Raw genomic sequence first — 18014 nt, 5'->3', positions numbered from 1 at the left:
CTGGCCGCTTCTGGATCAGGGGGCTGAAGCGATGAAGCGCACATTGGCATTTCTCGTTTCGTGGGGCTGCTGCATCGCACTCGCCCACGCCGCGCTTGCCCACGCCGCACCGGTCGCCAAACCGGGGCTGCCGGATATTCAGCAGCCGATGGCGGCACTGCCGCGCCTGGCCACGTTTCCCATCGCAAAAGTTGCCGACTGGGTCGCCATTGCGCCGGATGCGGTGTGGGTTGCGGGCAAGAAACCCGATGGCGTCCACCGCATCGATCCTGCAACGCAGACCGACACGCTGACTGTGCCTTTGCCCGGCGACGCCTGCGCCGGGCTGGCCATCGGCTTTGGCAGCCTGTGGGTGCCGGTTTGCGCGCACAAAGCCTATTCGGTGCTGCGGATCGACAGCGCAACGGGCCGCGTGCTTGCCAAGCTGCCGATGGGCCCGCCGGCGGAGGGCGGGATCGCTGCGGGCCAGGACGCGGTCTGGTTCGTTGTCGATGGCAAGACGCTGATCGCGGTCGATCCGGCAACGAATGCGCCGATCCGCCACATTGCGATCGCGACCGGGTCACAGGTGCCGGTGGTCGATGGCGACACGGTGTGGATAAGCAGCACCGAACACGATCTCGTGACCGCAGTCGATGCGCGCACCGGCGCCATTCTGGGCACGACCCCGACCGGCCCGCACCCGCGTTTCCTGGCGGCAGGCGGCGGCGCGATCTGGACGATGAACCAGGGCGACGGCACCGTGACGCGCATCGATGCGCGCACGCACACCGTTACCGCGACAATCGCGCTGGGCCTGCCCGGTGATGGCGGCGACATTGCCTGGGGCGATGGCGTGGTGCTGGTAACCGCGATCGGCCTGCCGCTGACTGTCATCGATCCGCAATCGAACCGCCCCCTGACGCAATGGGTCGGCACCGGCGGAGACTCGTTGCGCTATGGCCACGGATCGATCTGGCTGACCGATCTGATCAACGGCACCCTGATCCGCATCGATCCAACAGCGGCGAAACACGGGACCTGACGCGGCCCCGGCCATACCCGGCGGGGGGAACCAAACCCGTGCGGCGGCATTTGTATCAGTGACGATCCGCATTGTGCGGGAGAGGAAGCACCGATGACAAAACACGTTTTGACGGCCCTGTTGCTGGCAGCCACCACATTGCCGCTCGCCGCCTGCGTGGACGGCCCTGGCCCTGGCTATGCCAGCACACCCTACGCCTATGACGGGTATTACGACGGCTATTATGGCGATGTCTACGACGGGTACTGGGGCGACGACGGCGGGTTCTATTACCGCCGCGGCGCGGGCGACCGCCGTTACATCCGCGGCGACAACGCGCATTTTTCGCGCGAAACGCCCAACGGCAACGGCAACTTCCACGCCATGCACGGGTCGATGACCCCCGGCCGCGGCATGAACATGCCGCACTTTTCGGGCGGTGGTGGCCACGGCTTTGGCGGCCACGGCGGCGGCCATGGCGGCGGCGATCATCACTGATCGCTGACGACAGATCACAGTTTGAAGGCGCGTCTTGTCATGAGGCGCGCCTTCGCTGTTTCGCCCTCTTGAGGTGGCGCGCCGATTGTTCGATACTCGGCGGATGAACAAACATCCGCTTGTCGCCGTTTCGCTTGGTATCGCGCTGCTGCCGGCCTTTGCCTGCGCCGATCCTGCGCCTGTCACCGCCATGACTCCGGATATCGTCGAGAAATACGACGCGGTGCTGCCCGATGCCGATTACGTGCGCCGCGATGTGATGGTGCCGATGCGCGACGGCACCAAGCTGTACACCGTCATCGTGATGAAAAAGGGCGTCGCCAAAGCCCCGATCCTGCTGTGGCGCTCACCCTATGACGCGCATGGCGATGTTGCGCGCGGGCGCAGCCTGCGGTTGGTCGATCTGGTGCCGGCGGTGGATGCGCCGTTTGTCGAGGACGGGTATATCCGCGTCTATCAGGATATTCGCGGCATCCACCGGTCCGAGGGGCAGTTCGTGATGAACCGGCCGCTGGCGGGCCCGCTCAATCCCACCGGCATCGACGAATCGACCGACGCCTATGACACGATCGACTGGCTGGTGAAAAACGTGCCCGAATCGAACGGCAACGTCGGGATTCTCGGCTCGTCGTATCTGGGGTTCACCACGCTGATGGCCGAGATCAACCCGCATCCCGCGCTGAAAGCCGCCGTGGCCGAAAGCCCGATGGTCGATGGCTGGATGGGCGACGACTGGTTCCACAACGGCGCGTTTCGCGTCAGCGGGCTCGATTATGCGCTGGAAATGAGCACGGGCAAGGCCGATGCCGGCGCCGTGATGCCGCATGGCAATGGCGACGATTATGCCAACTATCTCGCGGCGGGGTCGGCGGGCGCCTATGCGCGCAAATACGGGGTCGATCAGGTGCCGTTCGTGCGCAAGCTGATCGAAAATCCCGCCTATTCCGAATTCTGGTCGGGCCAGGCGGTCGATAAACTTATGGCCGCGCGCAAGCTGACCGTGCCCACGATGCTGGAACTGGGCGAATGGGACCAGGAGGACAATTACGGCGCGCCGGCGGTCTACGCCGCGCTGAAGGATCAGCCGGGCCGTGCGCAATTGACGCTGGTGATCGGGCCGTGGCGGCATTCGGGGGCCAATCATTATGGCTATGACCTGGGCGCGCTGACCTTTGCGGGCGATACCGCCGCGCAATGGCGGCGCGACTGGATGAAGCCGTTTTTCGATCATTACCTGAAAGGCGCGCCCGATCCGCATGCGCCCGCCGCGATCACATATGCCAGCGGGATCGACAGATGGGAGCAATCGCCGCGCTGGCCGATGGGCAGCGCGACGCCGCTGTACCTGGGCCCAGACCAGAGCGCCGGATTTGCCGCGCCCGCAAAGTCCGGCGCGGTGTCGTGGACATCGGACCCGGCAAACCCGGTGCCGTTCGTGCCCCGCCCGGTCCATCTGGGCGATCGCGCGCAATGGACGACCTGGCTGGTGCACGATCAGCGGTTCGTCACCGGGCGGCCCGATGTCGTGACGTTTTCGGGCAAGCCGCTCGATCGTCCGCTGCATCTGATGGGCGCGCCCATGGTCGACATGTATATGGCCACGACCGGCACCGACGCCGATGTCGTGGTCAAGCTGATCGATGTCCATCCCGATGACGCGCCCGAGGATGGCCCCGGCGCGCGCGGTCCGATGGCCGGATACGAATTGCCGATCGGCATCGAGATCTTTCGCGGGCGCTATCTGAAAAGCTTTGCCCATCCCGAGCCTCTGAAGCCCGGCATGTTCAACCGCTTCCGCTTTGCGTTGCCCAGCATCGACCATGTCGTGCTGCCCGGGCATCACATTGCGGTGCAGGTGCAATCGAGCCTGTTTCCGCTTTACGACCGCAATCCGCAGAGCTTCGTGCCCAATATCTTCCTGGCGAAACCAGGCGACTATCACGCGGCGACGATGCGCATCGGGTATGGTGGCGCAACGCCGAGCGCGGTGATATTGCCCGTGGCGCCCTGATTCCCCGTCAGGACCATACCCCGATACGGAAAGCATCCCCCATGCCTGACCACCTGATCCAGATTCCCGCTGCCGATGGCCTGTGCCCGGTCCATGTGCTGACGCCCGATGCCGATGGGCCGCATGCGACGGGGCCCTGGCCCGCGGTCATCTACTATATGGATGGCCTCGGCATTCGCCCGACGCTGGTCGAGATGGCGCAGCGGCTGGCCAATGCCGGCTATCTCGTGCTGTTGCCCGACATGTTCTACCGCTACGGCCCGTATCCGCCGTTCGTGCCGGCCGAAGTGTTCAAGACCGGTTTCCGCGAAGCGGTCGGCCCGCTGATGGCGACCACCGGCAATGCCAGATCCGCGCAGGACACCGCGGCATTTCTTGCATGGTTGGGCACCAATCCCGATGTCAAAGGCACCGCAGTCGGCACGGTCGGGTTCTGCATGGGCGGTGGCATGGCGATCACCGCGGCCGGGACGTATCCCGATCGCGTGGTCGCGGCGGCCAGTTTCCATGGCGGCCGGCTTGCCACCGATGAGCCCGACAGCCCGCATCTGCTTGCGCCCCAGATCAAGGCCGAGCTGCTGATCGCGGGCGCGGACAACGATGCCAGCTATCCGCCCGAAATGGCCGATCGCCTGGTCGCGGCGCTGACCGGGGCGGGCGTGACGTTCAAGGCCGAGATCTACCAGGGCGCGGCGCACGGCTGGATGAAGCCCGATTTCCCGGTCTATGACGAGGCCGCCGCCGAACGCGGATGGAGCGAGATGCTGGCGCTGTTCGCGCGCAATCTGCACTGATTTATGACAACCCTGCCGACGCTGTTTTCGCCGATCACGATCCGCAATCTCCAGATCCGCAACCGGATCTTGTCGACAGGGCACGATACGACGCTGCCCACCGCGTTTGTGCCCAATGATGCGTTGGTCGCGTATCACCGGGCCCGCGCGGCGGGCGGCGCCGGATTGATCGTGATGCAGGTTGCAGGCGTACACGAAACCGCGCGCTATACCTCGCACCTGCTGATGGCGACGACCGACGAATGCATTCCGGGCTATGCCCGCGTGGCAGACGCAGTGCACGCGCACGGCTGCGCGCTGTTTGGCCAGCTGTTTCATCCTGGCCGCGAAATCATGGAGAGCCAGGACGGCACGCTGCCCGTGGCCTATGCGCCCTCGGCGGTGCCCAACGAACGGTTCCATGTCACCCCGCGCCCGCTGTCGTTGCGGATGATCGACGAGATCATCGCCGGCTATGCCGCCGCCGCGCGCCGGCTCGAACGCGCCGGGCTCGATGGCGTCGAGCTTGTGGCGAGCCATGGCTATCTGCCCGCGCAATTCCTGAACCCGCGCGTCAACCTGCGTCAGGATCGCTATGGCGGTGATGATCTGGCGCGGCGCCGCTTCATCGACGACGTGATCACCGCGATCCGCGCGGCAACCGGCCCCGATTTCATCGTGGGTATGCGCATCAGCGGCGACGAAAAAGACGAAGAGGGCTTGGACGCCGACGACGTCATGGCCGCGCTGGTCGCGTTCGACGGGCGCTTCGATTACTACAACATCACCGCGGGCACGTCCGCCGGTATCGGCAGCGCGATCAACATCGCCCCGCCGATGATGGTCGCGCCCGGCCATACCGCGCCGCTGTCCGCTGCGATCCGCGCCCGCGTGACCACGCCGGTGTTCGTCGCCGGCCGCATCAACCAGCCGCAGGACGCCGAGCGCATCCTGGCCAGCGGCGCTGCCGATATGGTCGGCATGACCCGCGCGATGATCTGCGACCCTGACATGCCGGCAAAGGCCCGCGACGGGCGACTCGACGACATCCGCGCCTGCATTGCGTGCAACCAGGCGTGCATCGGCCATTTCCACATGGGCTATCCGATCTCGTGCATCCAGCACCCGGAAACCGGGCGCGAGCTGACCTATGGCGCCTTGGTGCCCGCCGAGCGCCCGCGCCGCGTACTGGTTGCAGGCGGCGGGCCGGCGGGCATGAAGGCCGCGGCGATTGCCGCAGCGCGCGGCCATGAGGTCATCCTGTGCGAAGCCGGGCGTCAACTGGGCGGCCAGGCGCTGCTGGCGCAGACATTGCCCGGCCGCGCCGAATTCGGCGGGATCGTGACCAATCTGGCGCGCGAAATGACGCTGGCGGGCGTCGACGTGCGGCTGAACCAGCCGGTCACACGCGCCTTGATCGACGAGATTGCGGCCGACGCGGTGGTGATCGCCACCGGCGCGCGCCCGCGCGCAGGCCATGTCGAAGGCGCCGAGACCGGTCATGTCGTCAACCCGTGGCAGGTCCTGCGCAACGAAGTCAACGTCGGCGCATCGGTGCTGATTGCGGACTGGAGCCTCGACTGGATCGGCATGGGCCTGGCCGAAAAGCTGGCGCGTGACGGCTGCCGCGTGCGGCTGGTTGTCGATGGCTATATGCCCGGGCAGCGCATTCACCAGTATGTCCGCGATCACTGGGCCGGCGTGCTGCATGACCTCGGTGTCGAGGTGATCGCTTATGCGCGGCTGTACGGCGTGGACGAACGGACCGTCTATTGCCAGCATGCGACCAGCGGCGCGGCGATGGTGTTTGAAGACGTGGACACTCTGATCACCAATCTGGGTCATGAACGCGTGACCACGCTGGAAGACGAATTGGCCGAAACCGCGATCGAAACACATGTCATCGGTGACGCGCTGACTCCGCGCACCGCCGAAGAGGCGGTGTTCGAAGGGTTGAAAGTCGGCGTCGCGGTTTAGCACCCCACCTGTCGGTCGTCATGGCGGGCTTGATCGAGGGCCAGCGGGGCGGCGCGACCGTCAATCCGGTGTCTGCAAACCCTTGATCTGCATGGACACGATCTTGCCACTGTCGAGCGTGCGCGTGCCAAGTTCGACAAACCCGCGCTTTCGGTGAAAAGCAAGCGATCCGGGATTAGCGGGAACGAGGTCCATTTCTGCCGCCATCGTCAGGCTGCCCCGGCGTAGCGCCTGATCGGTCGCGTGGTCGTACAGCATGGTGCCAAGACCCAGGCCCCGCGCCTGGCCGCCGATCACGATCCGGTCGATATAGATGAACCGGGTGAGTCGGTCCGCAAACCACTGGAAATTGCCGTTGGCATAGGCTGCACCGTCCTGCAGCGCCAAAACGAAACCCAGCACTTCACCATGGCGCTGCGCAACATCGCACAATACGCTGAGGGTCAGCAGTGACCTGAACCCTGCGGCATCCATCGGGCTGGTAACGGCGACGACCGCCGCGTTGAGTGCCACGATGGCGGCGGTGTCATCGAGGGTGGCGGGGCGTATGGTGATCGTGTCTGTCATGCAAACTTTCCAGACAAAAGGGCCGGAGTTGCCCCCGGCCCTGCTGTTGTTGTGCTTCCACGAGAGCGTTTCGCGTGGGGCGACGCCCCTCCACCACTTCGTGGTCCCCCTCCCCGTTCCGGGGAGGATTTACCCCTTGAGCGCTTCGGCCAGTGTTTCGCCCAGCAGGCTGGGTGACGCGCTGACGCGGATGCCGGCGGCTTCCATCGCCGCGATCTTGCTTTCGGCATCGCCCTTGCCGCCCGATACGATCGCACCGGCGTGGCCCATGCGCCGGCCCGGAGGCGCCGAGCGGCCCGCGATGAAGCCGGCCATCGGCTTCTTGCGGCCGCGCTTGGCTTCGTCGATCAGGAACTGCGCGCCCTGCTCTTCGGCGTCGCCACCGATTTCGCCGATCATGATGATCGATTTGGTTTCGTCATCGGCCAGGAACAGTTCGAGCACGTCGATGAAATTGGTGCCGTTGACCGGGTCTCCGCCGATGCCGACCGCGGTGGTCTGGCCCAGGCCGATGTTGGTCGTCTGGAACACCGCTTCATAGGTCAGCGTGCCCGAACGCGACACGACGCCGACCGAACCCTTCTTGAAGATGGAGGCGGGCATGATGCCGATCTTGCATTCGTTCGGCGTCAGCACGCCGGGGCAGTTCGGCCCGATCAGGCGCGACTTGCTACCCTGCAGCGCGCGCTTCACGCGCACCATGTCGAGCACCGGAATGCCTTCGGTGATGCACACGATCAGTTCCATCTGCGCGTCGATCGCTTCCAGGATCGCATCGGCCGCGCCCGGAGGCGGAACGTAGATGCACGAAGCCGTCGCGCCGGTCGCGGCCTTGGCTTCGGCCACGCTGTCATACTGTGGCAGGCCGATGTGCGACGTGCCGCCTTTGCCCGGGGTTACGCCCGCAACCATCTGCGTGCCGTAGTCGAGCGCGGCCTGGGTGTGGAACGCGCCGGTCTTGCCGGTCATCCCCTGGGTGATGATCTTGGTGTTCTTGTTGATGAGGATCGACATGGTTCAGGAGACCTTCCGCACTTCGGCCACGATTTTCTGCGCGGCATCGCCAAGATCGTTGGCGGCCACGATGGGGAGACCCGAATTGGCAAGGATGTCCTTGCCCTGCTGCACATTGGTGCCTTCGAGACGGACGACGAGAGGAACCTGCAGGTTCACTTCCTTGGCCGCGGCGACGATGCCGTCGGCGATGATGTCGCACTTCATGATCCCGCCGAAGATGTTGACGAGAATGCCCTTCACCGCCGGGTCGCGCAAAATGATCTTGAACGCGGCCGTGACCTTTTCGGTCGTCGCGCCGCCGCCCACGTCGAGGAAGTTCGCGGGGAATTCGCCGTTCAGCTTGATGATGTCCATCGTCGCCATCGCGAGCCCTGCGCCATTGACCATGCAGCCGATGTTGCCGTCGAGCTTGATGTAGGCAAGGTCGTACTTGCTCGCCTCGATTTCGGCCGGGTCTTCCTCGGTCTCGTCACGCAGCGCGAACACATCGGGGTGGCGATACAGCGCGTTCGAATCGAAGCTCATCTTCGCATCGAGCACGAGCAGCTTGCCATCCGCCGATTCGACCAGCGGGTTGATTTCGAGCATGTCCGAATCGAGCGCGACGAACGCTTCGTACAGCTGCTTCGACACGATCTGCGCCTGCTTGTTCAGGTCGCCCGACAGCTTCAGCGCAAACGCGACCGCGCGGCCGTGATGCGCCTGGAACCCTGTCGCCGGATCGACGATGATCGTGGCGATCTTTTCCGGCGTGGAATGCGCGACATCCTCGATGTCCATCCCGCCTTCGGTCGATACGATCAGCGCGACCCGGCCGGTGCCACGGTCCACCACCAGCGACAGGTAGTTTTCTTTCACGATGTCGACGCCGTCGGTCACATACAGGCGGTTGACCTGCTTGCCGGCATCACCGGTCTGGATCGTGACCAGCGTGTTGCCGAGCATTTCGCGCGCATGCGATTCGACCTCTTCGATCGATTTGGCCAGGCGTACGCCGCCTTTGGCATCGGCACCGAGTTCCTTGAACTTGCCTTTGCCGCGGCCGCCCGCATGGATCTGCGATTTGACGACCCAGATCGGTCCGGGCAGCTGTTTGGCAGCGGCAACAGCCTCCTCGACAGTCAGCGCGGCGATGCCTGCGGGGATATTGACGCCGAATTTGGCGAGCAATTCCTTGGCCTGGTACTCATGAACGTTCATGCGAAGTGCTCCGCTGTCACGCGAGGAGAGGATATCCGGCACGACGCAACGGCCGCAACGGGAGGGTGCTCGCCGCCTTAAGCACACGGTCACGGGCTTGAAAAGGGCCGTGTTGCCGCGTCAGGTGCAAGTCACGCGCGCCCGCTTGCGCAAACGTGCATACGAATGAGTGTATTGCTGGCGATGCCGCGCGCAACAAGGGTGCCTTGCTTTGCCGGGCGGCATGGCTCATCGCCGTGGCGATGATCGATTATGCCCGCCTGACAGACATCGTGCGCCAGGCCGGCCGCCTGGCCATGGCGCACTGGCCGGGCGCCGGGCACAGCCTGAGCGTCTGGGAAAAGAGCCCGGGCGATCCGGTCAGCGATGCCGATCTGGCCGTCGATGCGTTCCTCAAGCATGAGCTGGGCGCGCTGTTGCCTGGCGCCGGCTGGCTGTCGGAAGAGACTGTCGACAGCACCGAGCGGCTGGATCGCCAGTTCTGCTGGGTGGTCGATCCAGTCGATGGGACGCGCGATTTCGTGCGCGGGCGCACAGGTTGGTGCGTTTCGGTCGCACTGGTCAGCGCCGGCCGCGCGTTGATCGGCGTGCTTGACGCGCCGGCGCGCGATGAATTCTGGATGGCCACCGCCGGGCGCGGCGCGACGCGCAACGGCCAGGCGCTGGTTGCCAGCAGTCGCGCGCATCTGCCCGGCGCGCGCGTGCCGGCAGACGCGCTGCCTCGCGCGGATCATGACCTGACCGCAGTCGATAAACCCAATTCGATCGCGCTGCGCATCGCGATGGTCGCCGCCGATGAGGCCGACCTGCTGGCCACTTTGCGTTGGGGCTACGAATGGGACATTGCCGCCGCCTGCCTGATCGCGCGCGAAGCCGGCGCGGCGGTCAGCGATGCCTGGGGCGTGCCGTTCGATTTCAACAAACGCGACCCGCGCGCGTTCGGCCTGCTGGTGACAGCGCCGGCGATCCACGGCGCAGCGGTGGCAAGGTTGGCGACCCGCAATCCTCCCCGGAACGAGGAGGGGGACCACACGTAGCGTGGTCCCCCTCCCCGTTCCGGGGGGTTTTCACGCCAGTTCAAACGCTTGGGGGAAATCCTCGGTTTCGATCGTGGCCTGCATCGCTTTGGCGTAGCGGTGGCCGGCGACGGTTTCGTGGTTGATCAGCGCATCGACTTTCGCCGCCAGATCGGTTGGAATCACCCAGTCCCACCGCGCGATGTTTTCTTCCAGGTGCGGGATTTTCGCCGTGCCCGGAATGGCCACGACATGATCGCCGCGCGACAGGACCCACCCCAGCGACAATTGCGCCGCAGTCACGCCCGCCGCTGTCGCCAGCGCCTGATACTGGCGCAACAACCCCTGGTTGTGCGTCCAGTTGGCGCCCTGGAATCGCGGCATGCCCGGGCGGATATCGCCTTCGCCCAGCGCCGCAGGATCGGCCACGCCATTGGCCAGCGCCCCGCGTCCGACCGGCGAAAACGCCACGAACGTGGTGCCGGTTTCGCGGCATGCCTCTAGCACGGCGATTTCCGCCTGGCGCGTCCACGGCGAATATTCGGTCTGCATCGCCGCGATCGGGTGCACGGCGCTGGCGCGGCGCAGCGTTTCCGCCGACATTTCCGACAGGCCGATCGCGCCGATCTTGCCCTCGCGAATCAGGTCCGCCATCGCACCGACCGACTCTTCGATCGGCACGGTAAAATCGCGGCGGTGCATGTAATACAGGTCGATATGGTCGGTTTGCAGCAGGCGCAGCGAAATTTCGAGCTGTTCGCGGATCGTTTCGGGTTTGCAATCGACCCCGCGTCGCTCGCCGCTGGCAAAAATGCCCATCTTGCTGGCCAGAAACACTTTGTCGCGCCGGCCTTGCAGCGCCTGGCCGACGAGCGTTTCATTGTGCCCCAGCCCATACAGCCGCGCCGTGTCAAAATGGTCATAGCCCAGATCGATCGCGCGATGCAGCAGCGCAATCCCGTCGGCATCTGCGGGCCGGTCTCCATAGGCCCAGCTGAGCGACATGCACCCCAGCCCGATCGGGTTGGTCGGACGGCCGTTTATTGCGCGTGATTCAATAGACATGCGTGGGCTCCTTGACGATGCGCCAATGCCAGCCGGCACGGCGCGCCGTCAAGGAGATCAGGTCTGATTGGAGCCACCCACCACGCCACTCAGGCGATCAGTTTCCGCCGCGCGCGCGCGACACGTCGTCCTGCGTGACCGGCACGATCTTGATTTCCACGCGGCGGTTGGCCGCGCGGCCCTCGGGCGTGTCGTTCGACGCGATCGGCTGGGTCTTGCCAAAGCCGGTGCTGCGAATGCGCTGCGGATTGACGCCGCGGGAAGTCAGATAATCGGCCACCACGCGCGCACGGTTTTCCGATAGCGTCTGGTTATATTCGTCCGTCCCTGTCGCATCGGTATGGCCGTACACGTCGACCAGCGAATTTGGATAACGGTTGAGATTGTCCGCAACCTGGTTGAGCGTGCCGGTAAATCCGGGCTTCAGCAGCGTGCTGTTGGTGTCGAATGTGACGCCGCCCGGCATGTTGACCAGAATCGCCTGGCCGCCATCTGCGGATCTGACATCGATGCCGCTGCCGGCCGTGTTTTCACGCAGCTCCTTGATCTGCTTGTCCATCGTATAGCCGACCGCGCCACCGGCGATCCCGCCGATGCCCGCGCCGATAATCCGGCCCGCACCGCCGCCGATCAGGCCGCCGAGCAACAAACCCCCGACCACCCCGACACCGGCGCCGATCGCGGTGCGCGATGCCTTACGCTGCCCGGTGTTGGGATCGGTCACGCATGCCGACGTGGCAATCAACGACACGCCGCACAACGATGTCAGCAGAATCCGACGAATTTTCATAACCCGCTCCCATGGCCAAAGCTCTGCGACCCATACCGCAAATGGCTGCGTGTGCCAGCCTGATACAAGTCTGATACGTTCCTAGCCGCCTCCCGGATGAATGAAATCCGAACAAATATGCCACGGCACTTCGCGAAACCCTGCAAATCTGTTAGCGGCTATGGCTGTGACACCATTTCCCTGGACCGACGTCGTAATCATCGGCGCGCTTGTCGTGCTCAACGGCCTGTTTTCGATGTCGGAGCTGGCTGTGGTTTCGGCCCGTCCGGCGCGGTTGAAAATCCGCGCGGAGGCCGGATCGACCGGCGCCCAACTGGCCCTCGACCTTGCCAGCGACCAGGGCAAATTGCTGTCCACCGCGCAGATCGGCATCACGCTCGTGGCAGTCATTTCCGGCGCATTCTCGGGCTCCAGCCTGGGCGGCCCGGTCGGCGAGCGCCTCGCGGCGATGGGCGTTCCCGATAAATTCGCCCCGGAAGCCGGCTTTGCCCTCGTGATCGCGATCACCACGTATTTCAGCCTCGTCATCGGCGAACTGGTGCCCAAACAGCTGGCGCTGCGCTCCCCCGAACCGATCGCCGTGATCGCCGCGCGCCCGATGGCGCTGATCGCGCTGGTCGCCGCGCCGCTGGTCTGGCTGCTCGACACCTCGTCCGATCTCGTCCTGCGCCTGACGGGCGCACACGACCCCGGCGCGCACGATGTCACCACCGAAGAGCTCGAAATGATCTTCGCCGAAGCCACCCGCACCGGCGTGATCGAGGAAGACGAACGCGCGCTGATGACCAGCGTGATGCGCCTGGCCGAGCGCCCGGTGCGCGACCTGATGACCCCGCGCACCGAACTGCACTGGATCGACCACCAGACCCCGCACGACGCGCTCGACCTCGCCATCGCCGGATGCCCGCACTCGCTGCTGCTCGTCGCCGAAGGCTCGGTCGACGCCATCATCGGCGTCGTGCGCGCGCGCGACGTGCTGCAGGCGCTGGTGCGGCACGAAATTCCCGACCTGACCGCGCTGATGAAAAAACCCGCGATCATGTCCGACCGGCTCGACGCGATGGACGCCCTGCGCCAGATCCAGATGGCCGAAGTCGCGCTCGCCCTCGTCCACGACGAATACGGACACCTGGAAGGCATTGTCACCCCCGCCGACCTGCTCGACGCCATCGCCGGCACCTTCGTCGCGCACGGCGATGACGGCGACACCCCGATGATGATCGAACGCGAAGACGGATCGCTGCTGATATCAGGCGCCCTGCCCGCGGACGCGATGGCCAACCGGCTCGACATCGACCTGTCCGACGACCGCGACTACGCGACCGTCGCCGGGTTTGTCCTATCGGTGATGAAGAAACTGCCGTCGGAAGGCGAGCATTTCAACACGCAGGGGTGGCGCTTCGAAGTGCTGGATATGGACGGGCGCAAGATCGACAAGGTCCTGGCGTGCCACATCAAGAGCGCGCATCCGGTCGAGGTGCTGGACGGGTAGTGGGGTAGGGGCCTCCGGCGGCACTCCAAACCCCACCCCGCACGTCGCCCCGGGCTCGACCCGGGGTCCCGCTGCCTTTTGCGCGGTATGCGGTATTGCACGTGGCACATGGCATTGAATTCGGCCGGCGCCCAAAGAAGCGGGACCCCTGGTCAAGCCCGGGGTGACGTGTCCATTCGGGGGGGGGGCACGCCCGGGCGAATTACTCCGCCCGGCGCGAAAATCAGTTCCCCGTATTCGTCTGCGCCGCCGGGCTCGTGCTTTCCGGCGCACGCACGATATCGCGAACGGCCGCGCCCTTGGGCACGGTCTGCGTCTTGGGATCGCCCACTGTGCTGCGGATCGCGGGGGCCGATGCGCCGGCCTTGCCCAAGGCATCGGTTTCCACCGCGCTGCGCGGGGCCGAAGCGCCGAACAGTGCGTCCAAAGCCTGGCGGCTCGAATCGACATCCTGCGGACGCGGCGCGCCGGGGTTCGGCGGGGCGAGTGCAAAATCGGGCGGCACGGCGAGCGGCGCCTGGCGCGTCACGGCGAATTCATCGGGTCGCGCGCGGTTGAACAGCGACGAATGCGAGCTGCACCCGCCAAGCAGGGACAGCATTACCGCGCAACCGGCAAAGACAAACAGGGCGGGCTTGCGCATCAAGAATTCTCCGTAGGGGGTATTGCGCGATCGTTGGCCGGCTTTTCGCCGGAAAGCAGCGAGCGGGCAAGCAGTATCAGCACGCCGCAGGTGATCGCCGCATCGGCAAAGTTGAAAATCAGGAACGGCCGCCATTGGCCGATGTGAAAATCGGCATAGTCGATGACGAAGCCATAAACCACCCGGTCAAAAATATTGCCCAGTGCACCACCGAGCACCAGCGCCAGGCCGATCACGTCGACCCGGCGGCGCTCGATCATCAGCCAGACTGCAACACCCAGTGCGATGGCCGTCGTCACCCCGATCAGGATCAGGCGCATATTGGCCGAGGTCGCGGTAAACAGCCCGAGTGAAACGCCGAAATTCTGCGTGTAGCGCAAAGCAAACACCGGCAGCAGCGGCACCGCATCGACATGATCGAGCGCAACCGGGCCAAGCAGTAGCGCCTTGACCCCGCGATCGATCGCAAACACCAGCAGCGCCAGGCCATAGCCGAATGCGCGCCGGGTCCACGCCTCGAACTGGCGCCGGGCTTCGGGACCGGGTTGATCGATCATGCGGAAACCTGGTCCCCGGAAAGCGTGTCCATTGCCACCACCACCTCGTCACAACGCGCGCACAAGTCGCCATCCTGCGCCACTTCTGGCAGATGACGCCAGCAACGGCCACATTTATGGTCATCGGTGCGGGTCACGCTGAGCGTGTCGCCGGGATGGACCGCCGCGGTGATGAACAGCTCGGCCAGATCGGTCGCCGCGCCGGCGTAGGGCACGGTAACGGTCGCTTCCAGTCCAGAGCCGACGACCTTTTCGCGGCGCAGCGGCTCTATCGCCTCGTTGACCGTCGCCCGCAGCGCACGCAATTCGGTCCAGCGTGCTTCATCAACCGAGACGGCCGGGATTTCAGGCCATTCGAGCAGATGCACACTGCCCCCGGCGGGATAGCGCGTGCCCCAGACCTCTTCGGCGGTGAACACCAGCACCGGCGCGGCGTAGCGCACCAGCGCCTGGAACAGCGTATCGAGCACCGTGCGGCACGCGCGGCGGCGCGTATCGGTCGGCGCGTCGCAATACAGGCTGTCCTTGCGGATATCGAAGAAGAACGCCGACAGGTCTTCGTTGCAGAAATCGGTCAGCGCGCGGACATAGGTGTTGAAATCGAAGTCATCGACCGCCGTGCGCAAGGTCGCATCGAGCGCGCCCAGCCGCGCCAGGACATAGCGTTCCAGTTCGGGCATTTCGGCCACGGGCAGCGCTTCGGCTTCGCCGAACCCTTCGAGTGCGCCGAGCAGGTAGCGGAACGTATTGCGCAATTTGCGGTACTGGTCGGCCACACCGGCCAGGATTTCCTTGCCGATGCGGTGGTCTTCGGTGAAATCGACCGACAGCGCCCACAGCCGCAGGATATCCGCGCCGTAATCGCGCATCAGGTCGATCGGGCTGATCGTGTTGCCGAGCGATTTCGACATCTTCAGGCCCTTGGCATCCATCGTGAAGCCGTGAGTCAGCACTGCCTTGTACGGCGCATGGCCGCGCGTCGCGCACGATTCGAGCAGCGACGACTGGAACCAGCCGCGATGCTGATCCGACCCTTCGAGATACAAATCGGCAAGCGGGCCTGAGTAGCCGGCGGGCCGCGTCAGATCGGGCCAGCGCCCGCTGCCCAGCACGAACGCATGGGTCGAACCCGAATCGAACCACACATCGAGAATGTCGGCGACGCGTTCGTAATCGGCCACATCGCGATCGGGCCCGAGGAACTGCGCGGCATTCGCGTCATCCCAGGCGTCGACGCCCTCGGCCTCGATGCCGGCAACGATCCGCGCGTTGACCGCGGCATCGACCAGCACTTCGCCGCTTTGGCGATGCACGAACAGCGCGATCGGCACGCCCCAGGCGCGCTGGCGCGACAGCACCCAGTCGGGCCGCCCTTCGACCATTGCGGCGATGCGGTTGCGGCCTTTTTCGGGCACCCAGCGCGTCTGCGCGATCGCGGTGACCGCCCGTTCGCGCAACGTGTGCGTATCGCCGTCGAGCGTGATGGCCTTGTCCATCGGCACAAACCATTGCGGCGTGCAGCGGAAGATCACTTTGGCCTTTGACCGCCACGAGTGCGGATAGGAATGCTTGTAGTCGGCGGTGGCGGCGACGAGCGCGCCCACTTCGCGCAAGGCGGTGCAGACCGGGCCGTCCGGCGCGTTGAATTTCGGATTGATCACGCTGCCTTCACCCGGCAGCCAGCCCCAGTCGGCACGATAACGGCCATCGGCCTCGACCGCGAACACCGGCTCGATCCCGTGCGCCTTGCACAGGATGAAATCGTCTTCGCCGTGATCCGGCGACATATGCACCAGGCCGGTGCCCGATTCGGTGGTGACGAAATCGCCGGCCAGGAACGGGCGCGGGCGCGCGTAGAACCCGCCGAGCGCATGCATCGGATGGCGCGCGATCGTGCCTTCGAGCGCGGCGCCGGTGATCGTGTCCAGCACGGTGTATTCGCCGCCCGCACGCGCGACGAACGTGTCGACCAGCGGCGCGGCCACCAGGTAGCGGTGTTCGCCCAGCGCGATCCGCAGGTATTCGACCGCCGCGCCATAGGCGATCGCCTGGTTGACAGGGATCGTCCACGGCGTCGTCGTCCAGATGACCGCATGCGTGCCGACCAGCGCGGGTATGGCGCTTTCGATGATCTCGAACGCCACATCGATCTGCGTCGAGGTGATGTCTTCGTATTCGATTTCCGCTTCGGCCAATGCGGTTTTCTCGACCGGGCTCCACATCACCGGCTTGGCGCCGCGATACAGCTGGCCGGTCTCGGCAAATGTCATCAGCTCGCGCACGATCGTCGCCTCGGCGGCGAAATCCATCGTCAGGTAGGGGTGGTCCCAATCGGCATTGATGCCCAGCCGCTTGAGCTGCTCGCGCTGCACATCGACCCATCTGCGCGCATAGGCGCGGCATTCGGCGCGAAATTCGGCCGGCGGGACTTCGTCCTTGTTCAGCTTTTTCTTGCGGTACTCTTCCTCGACCTTCCACTCGATCGGCAGGCCGTGGCAATCCCAGCCGGGCACATACGGCGCATCTTTGCCCAGCAGCGTCTGCGTGCGCACGACCATATCCTTCAGGATATGGTTCAGCGCATGACCGATATGCATGTCGCCATTGGCGTAGGGCGGGCCGTCGTGGAGGATGAATTTTTCGCGTGCTTTGCGGGCATCGCGAACGAGGCGGTACTGGTCCGCGTCGGCCCAGCGCGCGAGAATCCCGGGCTCTTTTTGTGGCAGGCCGGCCTTCATCGGGAAATCGGTCTTCGGCAGGAAGACGGTGTTACGGTAATCGCGCTGGGTCATGGGCCAAGGGCCTTAGCGTGGTCTTCGCGAACGCGCTAGCCCGCAGGCGGGCGTTGCGCGGGGGGTATGCGGCGTGGACAAATTGCGCGGGAAATTGATACGAGGTAGAGCGACCGGAATGGCCCCGATTACCGTCATTGCAGTCCGGGTTTAAGTTGCTGCTGATGGACACCAACGAACCACCTAGCTGGAATTTGGACGAGCACCTATCTGCGGGGGAAGTTGCGCTCTCCCGGATCGATGCGGATTACCTACACACCACACCCGAGCCTATTTGCCATCATTTTTCTGCAGTAAACCCGGTCGATCCGATGACGGTCAGCGTAGAGGCAACTTACCGCCATCTTTGCCTTCCGTTCTTGTCGTTTGGGGTGGAGTTCTTAGTAGATCGCTTGGAGGCGTGGGAGACCACAAACCCGGATCGCCAGTGGCTGATGACGCGAATACCTGCGATCTTTGCGGCAGCGAGTTCGTTCGGGCTGTATTACCAGGGGTGGACCTGGGAGCCTCGCAATCGTCAGCCGATTGGGGCAACTACTATCCGGGTGATCAACAAGCGCACTGCTTCAGGCAAGGGCAGCTAGCAATCGCCATATTCCGCCGTTCGATCGAT

General features: G+C 64.9%; 16 protein-coding genes. 8 read left to right on the top strand and 8 right to left on the bottom strand.

Annotated elements, in window-relative coordinates:
* The first annotated feature begins 31 nt into the window (after positions 1-31).
* The 5 genes from ACOOE2_RS01690 (at position 32) to ACOOE2_RS01670 (ending at position 6262) form a co-directional block, all read left to right on the top strand.
* Positions 32-1024: a PQQ-binding-like beta-propeller repeat protein gene (locus ACOOE2_RS01690; RefSeq protein ID WP_420381295.1), complete on the top strand. Its 993-nt coding sequence runs from the start codon at positions 32-34 to the stop codon at positions 1022-1024.
* A 93-nt stretch (positions 1025-1117) separates the two neighbouring features.
* Complete coding sequence (locus ACOOE2_RS01685) at positions 1118-1501, top strand: hypothetical protein (RefSeq protein ID WP_420381294.1); 384 nt, start codon at positions 1118-1120, stop codon at positions 1499-1501.
* Positions 1502-1604: 103 nt separating this feature from the next.
* Positions 1605-3512, top strand: coding sequence for a CocE/NonD family hydrolase (locus ACOOE2_RS01680; RefSeq protein WP_420381293.1), 1908 nt, complete (start codon positions 1605-1607; stop codon positions 3510-3512).
* A gap of 41 nt (positions 3513-3553) precedes the next feature.
* Positions 3554-4306, top strand: a complete 753-nt coding sequence (locus ACOOE2_RS01675; RefSeq protein WP_420381292.1) for a dienelactone hydrolase family protein — start codon at positions 3554-3556, stop codon at positions 4304-4306.
* A 3-nt stretch (positions 4307-4309) separates the two neighbouring features.
* Entirely contained in the window at positions 4310-6262 is a 1953-nt protein-coding gene (locus ACOOE2_RS01670) for an FAD-dependent oxidoreductase (protein WP_420381291.1), read from the top strand.
* A 60-nt stretch (positions 6263-6322) separates the two neighbouring features.
* Here the strand turns inward: ACOOE2_RS01670 and ACOOE2_RS01665 are convergent, their stop codons facing one another.
* The 3 genes from ACOOE2_RS01665 to sucC form a co-directional block, all read right to left on the bottom strand.
* Positions 6323-6829, bottom strand: coding sequence for a GNAT family N-acetyltransferase (locus ACOOE2_RS01665; RefSeq protein WP_420381290.1), 507 nt, complete (start codon positions 6827-6829; stop codon positions 6323-6325).
* A 129-nt stretch (positions 6830-6958) separates the two neighbouring features.
* On the bottom strand, positions 6959-7843 hold the full coding sequence (gene sucD / locus ACOOE2_RS01660) for a succinate--CoA ligase subunit alpha (protein ID WP_420381289.1): 885 nt from the start codon (positions 7841-7843) through the stop codon (positions 6959-6961).
* Between the two features lie 3 nt (positions 7844-7846).
* A complete protein-coding gene (gene sucC / locus ACOOE2_RS01655) occupies positions 7847-9046 on the bottom strand; it encodes an ADP-forming succinate--CoA ligase subunit beta (RefSeq protein ID WP_420381288.1) in 1200 nt (399 codons plus the stop codon).
* Positions 9047-9288: 242 nt separating this feature from the next.
* On the opposite strand from sucC, the gene ACOOE2_RS01650 reads away from it, so the two are divergent.
* Positions 9289-10083 carry a 3'(2'),5'-bisphosphate nucleotidase CysQ gene (locus ACOOE2_RS01650; RefSeq protein WP_420384541.1) on the top strand — a complete coding sequence of 265 codons (795 nt, stop codon included), beginning with the start codon at positions 9289-9291 and terminating at the stop codon, positions 10081-10083.
* 30 nt (positions 10084-10113) lie between these two features.
* On the opposite strand, the gene ACOOE2_RS01645 is transcribed toward ACOOE2_RS01650, so the two are convergent.
* Positions 10114-11127, bottom strand: coding sequence for an aldo/keto reductase (locus ACOOE2_RS01645; RefSeq protein ID WP_420381287.1), 1014 nt, complete (start codon positions 11125-11127; stop codon positions 10114-10116).
* A 97-nt stretch (positions 11128-11224) separates the two neighbouring features.
* Positions 11225-11917: an OmpA family protein gene (locus ACOOE2_RS01640; protein ID WP_420381286.1), complete on the bottom strand. Its 693-nt coding sequence runs from the start codon at positions 11915-11917 to the stop codon at positions 11225-11227.
* Positions 11918-12083: 166 nt separating this feature from the next.
* On the opposite strand from ACOOE2_RS01640, the gene ACOOE2_RS01635 reads away from it, so the two are divergent.
* Entirely contained in the window at positions 12084-13409 is a 1326-nt protein-coding gene (locus ACOOE2_RS01635) for a hemolysin family protein (RefSeq protein WP_420381285.1), read from the top strand.
* Between the two features lie 223 nt (positions 13410-13632).
* On the opposite strand, the gene ACOOE2_RS01630 is transcribed toward ACOOE2_RS01635, so the two are convergent.
* From ACOOE2_RS01630 to ileS, 3 genes are read right to left on the bottom strand one after another with little or no spacing between them, the layout of a single operon-like run.
* On the bottom strand, positions 13633-14052 hold the full coding sequence (locus tag ACOOE2_RS01630) for a DUF3035 domain-containing protein (protein WP_420381284.1): 420 nt from the start codon (positions 14050-14052) through the stop codon (positions 13633-13635).
* Entirely contained in the window at positions 14052-14609 is a 558-nt protein-coding gene (gene lspA / locus ACOOE2_RS01625) for a signal peptidase II (RefSeq protein WP_420381283.1), read from the bottom strand. Before lspA ends, ACOOE2_RS01630 begins: the two co-directional genes overlap by 1 nt.
* Positions 14606-17401: an isoleucine--tRNA ligase gene (gene ileS, locus ACOOE2_RS01620; protein ID WP_420381282.1), complete on the bottom strand. Its 2796-nt coding sequence runs from the start codon at positions 17399-17401 to the stop codon at positions 14606-14608. Before ileS ends, lspA begins: the two co-directional genes overlap by 4 nt.
* Before the next feature lie 164 nt (positions 17402-17565).
* Between ileS and ACOOE2_RS01615 the strand changes: the two genes are divergently transcribed.
* Positions 17566-17985, top strand: coding sequence for a hypothetical protein (locus ACOOE2_RS01615; RefSeq protein ID WP_420381281.1), 420 nt, complete (start codon positions 17566-17568; stop codon positions 17983-17985).
* Positions 17986-18014: the final 29 nt, after the last annotated feature.

The sequence above is a fragment of the Novosphingobium sp. genome, from assembly GCF_965214355.1.
GTDB lineage: Bacteria > Pseudomonadota > Alphaproteobacteria > Sphingomonadales > Sphingomonadaceae > Novosphingobium.
This window is presented reverse-complemented; position numbering and strand designations above follow the sequence as displayed.

Bases quoted from the DNA above. Each gene is read 5' to 3' on its own strand.
- ACOOE2_RS01690 (WP_420381295.1), top strand. From the start codon at position 32: ATGAAGCGCACATTGGCATTTCTCGTTTCGTGGGGCTGCTGCATCGCA.
- ACOOE2_RS01685 (WP_420381294.1), top strand. From the start codon at position 1,118: ATGACAAAACACGTTTTGACGGCCCTGTTGCTGGCAGCCACCACATTG.
- ACOOE2_RS01680 (WP_420381293.1), top strand. From the start codon at position 1,605: ATGAACAAACATCCGCTTGTCGCCGTTTCGCTTGGTATCGCGCTGCTG.
- ACOOE2_RS01675 (WP_420381292.1), top strand. From the start codon at position 3,554: ATGCCTGACCACCTGATCCAGATTCCCGCTGCCGATGGCCTGTGCCCG.
- ACOOE2_RS01670 (WP_420381291.1), top strand. From the start codon at position 4,310: ATGACAACCCTGCCGACGCTGTTTTCGCCGATCACGATCCGCAATCTC.
- ACOOE2_RS01665 (WP_420381290.1), bottom strand. From the start codon at position 6,829: ATGACAGACACGATCACCATACGCCCCGCCACCCTCGATGACACCGCC.
- sucD (WP_420381289.1), bottom strand. From the start codon at position 7,843: ATGTCGATCCTCATCAACAAGAACACCAAGATCATCACCCAGGGGATG.
- sucC (WP_420381288.1), bottom strand. From the start codon at position 9,046: ATGAACGTTCATGAGTACCAGGCCAAGGAATTGCTCGCCAAATTCGGC.
- ACOOE2_RS01650 (WP_420384541.1), top strand. From the start codon at position 9,289: ATGATCGATTATGCCCGCCTGACAGACATCGTGCGCCAGGCCGGCCGC.
- ACOOE2_RS01645 (WP_420381287.1), bottom strand. From the start codon at position 11,127: ATGTCTATTGAATCACGCGCAATAAACGGCCGTCCGACCAACCCGATC.
- ACOOE2_RS01640 (WP_420381286.1), bottom strand. From the start codon at position 11,917: ATGAAAATTCGTCGGATTCTGCTGACATCGTTGTGCGGCGTGTCGTTG.
- ACOOE2_RS01630 (WP_420381284.1), bottom strand. From the start codon at position 14,052: ATGCGCAAGCCCGCCCTGTTTGTCTTTGCCGGTTGCGCGGTAATGCTG.
- lspA (WP_420381283.1), bottom strand. From the start codon at position 14,609: ATGATCGATCAACCCGGTCCCGAAGCCCGGCGCCAGTTCGAGGCGTGG.
- ileS (WP_420381282.1), bottom strand. From the start codon at position 17,401: ATGACCCAGCGCGATTACCGTAACACCGTCTTCCTGCCGAAGACCGAT.
- ACOOE2_RS01615 (WP_420381281.1), top strand. From the start codon at position 17,566: ATGGACACCAACGAACCACCTAGCTGGAATTTGGACGAGCACCTATCT.